7 protein-coding genes are annotated in these 7098 nt (G+C 54.1%); 2 read left to right on the forward strand and 5 right to left on the reverse strand.

Going from position 1 to position 7098, the window contains the following annotated elements; genetic code table 11:
- The first annotated feature begins 135 nt into the window (after positions 1-135).
- Positions 136-336, forward strand: coding sequence for a 4Fe-4S binding protein (locus AABZ39_20160; protein MEK6797099.1), 201 nt, complete (start codon positions 136-138; stop codon positions 334-336).
- 1 nt (position 337) lies between these two features.
- Here the strand turns inward: AABZ39_20160 and AABZ39_20165 are convergent, their stop codons facing one another.
- From AABZ39_20165 to AABZ39_20175, 3 genes are all read right to left on the reverse strand, one after another.
- The gene (locus AABZ39_20165) at positions 338-610 is read right to left on the reverse strand and encodes a DUF2442 domain-containing protein (GenBank protein ID MEK6797100.1); all 273 of its coding nucleotides are present in this window, start codon (positions 608-610) and stop codon (positions 338-340) included.
- 8 nt (positions 611-618) lie between these two features.
- Positions 619-879: a DUF4160 domain-containing protein gene (locus AABZ39_20170; GenBank protein ID MEK6797101.1), complete on the reverse strand. Its 261-nt coding sequence runs from the start codon at positions 877-879 to the stop codon at positions 619-621.
- A gap of 259 nt (positions 880-1138) precedes the next feature.
- Positions 1139-2617: a sulfatase-like hydrolase/transferase gene (locus tag AABZ39_20175; GenBank protein MEK6797102.1), complete on the reverse strand. Its 1479-nt coding sequence runs from the start codon at positions 2615-2617 to the stop codon at positions 1139-1141.
- A gap of 52 nt (positions 2618-2669) precedes the next feature.
- Between AABZ39_20175 and AABZ39_20180 the strand changes: the two genes are divergently transcribed.
- Positions 2670-3470, forward strand: a complete 801-nt coding sequence (locus tag AABZ39_20180) for an AraC family transcriptional regulator (GenBank protein MEK6797103.1) — start codon at positions 2670-2672, stop codon at positions 3468-3470.
- Positions 3471-3894: 424 nt separating this feature from the next.
- Here the strand turns inward: AABZ39_20180 and ppdK are convergent, their stop codons facing one another.
- Together ppdK and AABZ39_20190 are read right to left on the reverse strand one after the other, a co-directional pair.
- A complete protein-coding gene (ppdK, locus tag AABZ39_20185) occupies positions 3895-6696 on the reverse strand; it encodes a pyruvate, phosphate dikinase (protein ID MEK6797104.1) in 2802 nt (933 codons plus the stop codon).
- 181 nt (positions 6697-6877) lie between these two features.
- Positions 6878-7098, reverse strand: a 221-nt coding sequence (locus tag AABZ39_20190; GenBank protein ID MEK6797105.1) for a nitroreductase family protein, incomplete at its 5' end; no start/stop codon positions are given.

Here is a 7098-nt window from a genome sequence, read left to right on the forward strand (position 1 = left end):
CATTGTACAATGATATCGAAATTTTAAACAGCTTTGAAAGGTGGGAATTTTCAAGATCTTCTCTCCTCTTGCCTTCTGTCACGTTTTTGTTATAGTATTTGCGATGCCGAACAACTATCGGTAAGCGAGGATAAAATGGGCAGTATCACAATAGATCCTGAACGATGCAAGGGCTGCGAGCTCTGCGTTCCGGAATGCAAACAGACGCATATAGCGATGAGCACGGCATATAATAAAAAGGGCTACCGCTTCGCTGAATTCAAGACGGATAATTGTAATGCATGCAAGCTCTGCGCGATCGCCTGCCCCGAGATCGCGATCGAAGTAATGAAATAATTCAATCGTCGGTGTTGGACATCCATTCCGGCAGACGTTCACCGGTCGCTTTGTGGTAGAGCGTGTCGGGGTCGATGTCGATCTCATCCGGCCAGCAAAGGGTTTTCGTTTCCCGATCAATGAAGAATCGCTTAAAAAAATCCGGATGCTGTAATTTGGTGAACACGCCGCGTGTCAGGTATTCGGTGAAATCCACAACGCCATGCCTGCCGTTATCGAACGTTATATCGAGTGCATATCCGCCGACATGCCTTGCTGAGACGACATCGTGCATTTTCCCTCCTATGCGAGTGGTTCTATCTTGTCAGGCACAAGATTCGCTTTTGCTTTTTCCCAATCTTTCATCAGTTCAGCCTTATGCAATGCCGCCCATTCTATCACCAGACCTAATGCCCGGGGAGGGAGTTCCCCTTCCTTGACAATAAAGCCATCGATCAGGATCTGTGCTTTGAAATCGCCGTACCTCGCATGGAAATGGGGAGGATTATGGTCATCATAGAAGATCGAGATGATGATTCCGAAAAACCTGCTTATCTCTGGCATGGCTGCCTCCACGATGCTATAAGTATAATTATCTTTTTAAAAAACGCAATTTGAGGGAGGAGACTGTCGCGAAAATAGAGAACAGCGGGTTGCAACCCGCTGTTCTCATCGATTCTGATGGAATTTTGATGCTCGTTGTTCTCCGTTACGGGCGAATAGCATTTTTGCAACACTCTCGGGATTGTAGTGGATGTGGCTTCTAATGGTGGTAATCTTTCACTGGATAGTGCTGCAGATAGGCATTGAAGTGATAAAGAGTTCAGCGCTCGAACGCTATACCCGGTCCGTACGGCGCAAGCCCGACGGTGATATACGGATTGGTGGCGCCGTCATTCTCTTTTTTTCCGAATTGCCACATGCGCCTGCACATGTCCCGCTTGATATCCGCATAGGCGGCATCATCCGAAACATTCACCGTCTCATGCGGATCTTTTACAAGATCGTACAGTTCGTCGAAGTCGAAGCCGTTGAACGTATATTTGAACTGTTTTGTTTTCACCGCGCGCTGTGTGTAGTAGAGTTCCACGCCGTTGCATTGAAAATGGATATCATCGCGCCAGTCGTCCGGGGTTTCGCCTCGGAAGAACGGCGTTATCGATGTGCCGGAAAAGTAGCGATTGGTTCTTACACCGGCAAGGTCGAGGAATGTCGGCGCGAAGTCCGCAAGGGAGATGAATGAATCGACGCGGCGTCCGGGTTTCTTGATCCCGTTTTTCCAGCGCATGGTCGCGGGCACGTGATAGGCACCCTTGAAATTGGGGATGCCTTTTGCGAAAAGTCCGTGCTCGCCGCAATAATCGCCGTGGTCGGATGTGTAAATGACAAGCGTATCGTCGGCCTGGCCTGTTGCATCGAGCGCGCTCATTAGTTCGCCGAAGAGATCATCGAGATACGAGCAGTATGCCCAGAAATGACGTATGCCTTCGCGCACCTCGGTCTCCGATAATTGACCGAAGACTTGATCCCGCATACGCTGATACACCCGCGGCTTATCGCGCATGCGGTCGCTGTAATTCGGCGGGAGCGGTATGTCGTCCAGCCTGTATCTGTCGAGATACTTCTTCGGCACCATGTAGGGATCGTGCGGGCCGATGTAGCTTACGTACAGCATCCAAGGATCGTGTTCACCCTTGAGATCAGAAAGGGCATTGAGCGCAGCGGCGTGCGTTTTCTCATCGTGATGCTGTTCTTCTCGGGTGCCGTAGAGACGAAAATCGACATATCCCGGACGTTTGATCGAGCCGTCCGCTGCAGTTTTCTTCACATCGCTCGGGAGCGCGTTCCTGAACTGGTCCCATCGCTGGCCATGATGCTCCCCTTTGGTGCCGGTAACGAAGTGCTCCGTGAAGCCGTGATCCTTGGGCGATGTTTCCACTGACACATGCCATTTGCCCGCATAGTGGAGCTTATACCCATTGGCGGCAAGGTCTTCGCTGAAAACCTTCGTACCGGGGCGTATCGTTCGCGAGAGCGCCTGGTCATTGCAGATATTGTTCCACACACCATGCGAGGTCGGATAAAGTCCCGTGAAGAATGTGGCTCGCGCGGGGCAGCAATGCGGGCTCGGGCAATAGGTCTCGGTGAAAATGATGCCGTCCTTCGCGAGCGCATCCAGATGCGGTGTTCGCGCCGGATGCTCGGGGAGGGCGGTGTCTCCGCGCTGATGATCGGTCATGACGACGAGTATGTTCGGACGCTTTGCTGTGCCCATGTTCACTTTCCTTCGGCGATTCGCCATGATATACTACTCCCGAACTGACAGAATGACAATGCATCGGGCGGTATAAAAGATGGACGATCTGGCACGATTCGGCATCGATCTCCTTCGGATAGGAACGCGGCACTCGCCGGAGAAGAAAACGTTCGATGAATTCGGCCGGCGTACCGTGGGGCATTTTGTCATCGCGTACCTGGCTGCCGGGGAGGGGCGATTCGCCTCGGCGGGCGGACTTGTGCCGGTGAAGAAAGGCGATCTTATCATCTGCTCACCGGAACAGTGGCATCAGTACGGTCCCGAGAGAGGGGCACTTTGGTCGGAGTACTGGCTGACGGCAGATGGTCCGCTCGTTGAGCAGTTCCGCATCAGCGGGATATTCGATGCGCAGAGACCGGTCATCCATATCGGTACGGCGAAAGGTATTGTTGCCGACTGGGAGCGATGTCTCATGCTTATGGAAAAGAACGGCGACAGGGCTGAACGTGCGGCAGCGGTCGGTTCACTCCTCCTTCGCATTGCAGCGCTTGCCGACCGTGCCGAAATAAGCGATAGAAAGCGTGCGCTCATCGAACGCATCGTACGCACCATGCGCGTGCATGTCCGCGAAAGAAGATTCGATATTCGCGCCCATGCCGGCGAATTTGGGTACTCGTATACGCGAAAGCTCTTTAAGCGCTATACCGGCCATGCCCCCGATGAATATTTCAGGATGATAAAAATAGCCGCGGCGCGGGAGCGCCTCATACATACCGATGAAAAAGTTCATGCAGTAGCGGAGCGATTCGGTTTTCGCGATCAGTATTACTTTGCGCGATTGTTCAGGAAGATGGAAGGGGTATCGCCCCGGGGATATCGGAATACCTACGCGAGATGATTTCTCTATTTTATCTCGCGGCGGTAACGCACCCCTATCCCCCCCGCTGGGAAGGGAGAGGGGAATATGGTTTCCCATCGGGGAAATTGAATTTCCTATCAGGGAAACCGGATTTTCCGGATAGGTAGCGGCATTTCCCTGCAGGGGGATTCAACTATCTTGTCGGGAAATGGAATTTCCCACATGGGAAATACAGCTTCCCCGAAGGGAAATAATATTTCCTATGTGGATATGGTGTTTCATCTTCACTTTCCACCGAATACAGGTATTGTACCGTTATGAATATTATCGTCAATGGACTGCAATCTTTTCTCTCCCCTTTCCCTTCTCAGAGGGGAAAGGGGCCGGGGGATAGGGGAGCGTTTTTACAACAAATAAAAAAGGCGGAGCACATGCCCCGCCTTTTTTATTTGTTGTATCCGATCTATTTTTTCTTTTTCTTTCCAGCGGCCTTCTTTGCGGGTTTCTTCGCCGCTTTCTTGCCGCCGGCCTTTTTACCAGCCTTCTCTTCGATAGCCGCCTGAGCAGCCGCAAGACGCGCGATGGGCACGCGGAACGGTGAGCAGGAGACATAGTTCATGCCGACCTTATGGCAGAACTTGACAGAATCCGGATCGCCGCCGTGCTCGCCGCAGATGCCGACCTTGAGGTTCGGACGTGTTGTCCGGCCGCGGTCGATGCCTGTTTTAATGAGCTCGCCCACGCCTTCCTGGTCTATCGTCTGGAACGGATCGGCCGGGAGGAGCTTTGCAGTGAGATAATCCGGCAGGAACGATCCGATATCGTCGCGCGAGAAGCCGAATGACATCTGGGTGAGGTCATTGGTCCCGAACGAGAAGAACTCGGCCGTTTCCGCCATCTTGTTCGCCGTAAGCGCCGCGCGCGGTATCTCTATCATCGTGCCGTAGCTGTAGGGTATCTTCACGCCGAGGCTTTTTTCGACTTCGGCATGTATCTTTTCCACGAGCGCTTTCTGATGATTGAGCTCGTTCACCGTGCAGGTTACCGGTATCATGATCTCAGGATGCGCCTTGCCGCCCGATTTGAGTATCTCGCCGGCAGCTTCGAGTATCGCGCGGACCTGCATTTCGGTCACTTCGGGATACGTGACGCCGAGGCGTACGCCGCGGTGTCCGAGCATGGGGTTGTTCTCTTTGAGGGCGTCGCCGCGCTTATGTGCTTCATCGACGCTTATCCCCAGTTCGGCGGCCATCGCCGAGACCTTGTCGGCGCTGTGCGGGACGAATTCATGGAGCGGGGGATCGAGGAGTCGGATGGTGATGGGATAGCCGTTCAGGGCTTCCATCGTCGCTTTCATGTCTCCCTTGACGAACACGGAGAGTTCCTTCAGAGCGGCCTTTCGCTCATCGATGGTCTTTGACATTATCATCTTGCGGAGGAGGAAGAGCGGCTTGTCCGCGCCTTCACCGTAGAACATATGTTCCGTGCGGAAAAGGCCTATGCCTTCCGCGCCGAACGCTATCGCCTGTTTGGCGTCCTTGGGCGTGTCGGCATTGGTACGCACGTTGAGCACGCGCGCCTTGTCGACAAGCTTCATGAGCTCGGTGTACGATGTGTTCTTCTCAAGATCGGGTGAAACGAGCGGGATCTTCGTAGCATACACGGTGCCCTTCGTTCCGTTGAGGGATATCCAATCACCTTCTTTGACGACGGTGCCGTCCTTCGTCGTGAACGCTTTTCCGCCGTCATTGATGGAAATGTCCGAACAGCCGACGATGCAGCACTTGCCCCAGCCGCGTGCGACGAGTGCAGCGTGGCTTGTCATGCCGCCCTTCGCGGTGAGAATGGCTTCGGCTTTGTGCATGCCGTCAACGTCTTCCGGCGATGTTTCTTCGCGAACGAGGATCACCTTTTCGCCTCGCGCAACCCATGCCACTGCATCTTCAGAATTGAACACGACGCGACCCACAGCGCCGCCGGGGCCGGCGGGAAGGCCCTTGGCGACCACTTTCGCGGCGGCTTCGGCCTTCGGATCGTTCATCGGGAGGAGGAGCTCGACGAGCTGCTGCGGGGGAACACGCATGATGGCGGTTTCCGCGTCGATGAATTTTTCCTTGTACATATCGACGGCCATGCGAACAGCGGCCGTGCCGTTGCGCTTGCCATTGCGGCACTGGAGCATGAAGAGTTTGCCTTTTTCAATGGTGAACTCTATGTCCTGCATGTCGCGATAATGGTTCTCGAGGCGCTTCTGAATATCGTTCAGTTCCTTGTAGCAGGGGGCCATGATCTTCTCAAGCGTCGGAAGATTGCGGCTCTGGTCGTTCTTCGAATAATCATTGATAGGGGCGGGTGTGCGTATCCCGGCGACCACATCTTCGCCCTGCGCGTTGATGAGGTATTCGCCGTAGAAGCTGCCTTCGCCGTTGCCGGGATTGCGTGTGAACGCGACACCGGTGGCCGAATCGTCGCCCATATTGCCGAACACCATCGATTGCACGTTGACGGCGGTTCCCCACTCGTCGGGTATGCGCTCAATGCGGCGGTACTCGACAGCACGTTTGCCGTTCCAGCTCGCGAACACGGCGCCGACGCCGCCCCAGAGCTGATCTTCCGGTTTTTCCGGGAAGGGTTTGCCGAGTTCTTTCTTCACCATGTCTTTGAATTCGACGACAAGGGCTTTGAGCTCTTCGGCTGTGATGTCGGTATCGAGCTTATAGCCTTTGGAATGTTTGAGTTCTCCGAGGCGTTCGTCCATCAATTTGCGAATGCCCTTGCCGCGTGCGGGTTCGAGACCGGCGGCTTTTTCCATAACGACGTCCGCATACATCATGACGAGCCGGCGGTATGCGTCGTAGGCGAAACGGGGATTATTGGTCAGCTTGATTATGCCCTGAACCGTCGTGTCGTTGAGACCCACGTTGAGGACAGTGTCCATCATGCCCGGCATCGATTTGCGGGCGCCGGAGCGCACGGAAACGAGGAGGGGATTGGATGCGTCGCCGAACTTCTTGCCCATGATCTTCTCGACCTGGACAAGGGCTTTTTCAACCTGATTCTTCAGTTCCGGCGGGTATTTGCGGCCATTTTTGTAATAATGGGTGCACACATCGGTGGTGATAGTGAATCCCGGCGGCACCGGCAGGCGAAGCTTCGGGTGGCCCGCCATTTCGGCGAGATTGGCACCCTTGCCGCCCAAGAGATTCTTCATGCTTTCGTTCCCATCGGCTTTTCCGCCGCCGAAGGAATAGACATACTTTGGCATACCGTAGCTCCTTACGTGTTAAGTGTATTATTGTATCTCAATAACGATAGCAGAATGAGAAAATATCATTTCCCGGTGATACCGTTAATGACGTACGCGCGGACGATATTATCATTATTGAAGAAAAAATGCAATGAAAGATGGATTTCACCGTGGATTTCAGTGAAAAGGACGTTCCCTGTCAGATGACGCTGAACTGCGGGTTGCGTATCGATTTCTCACGGAAAAGCTTATCGCTTTCGGGATATCCGACCGCGATAAGGCTGATGAGCCGCAGTGTCGACGGTGCCCGGCAAAGATCGCGTATGGTGTTCGCATAGTCCTTCTTGTCGCCCGCTACCCAGCAGGACCCGAGGCCGTAATACCTGGCGGCGAGGAGTATGTTCTCCGTGGCGGCGGCGC

It is taken from the genome of Spirochaetota bacterium (assembly GCA_038043445.1).
GTDB lineage: Bacteria > Spirochaetota > Brachyspiria > Brachyspirales > JACRPF01 > JBBTBY01.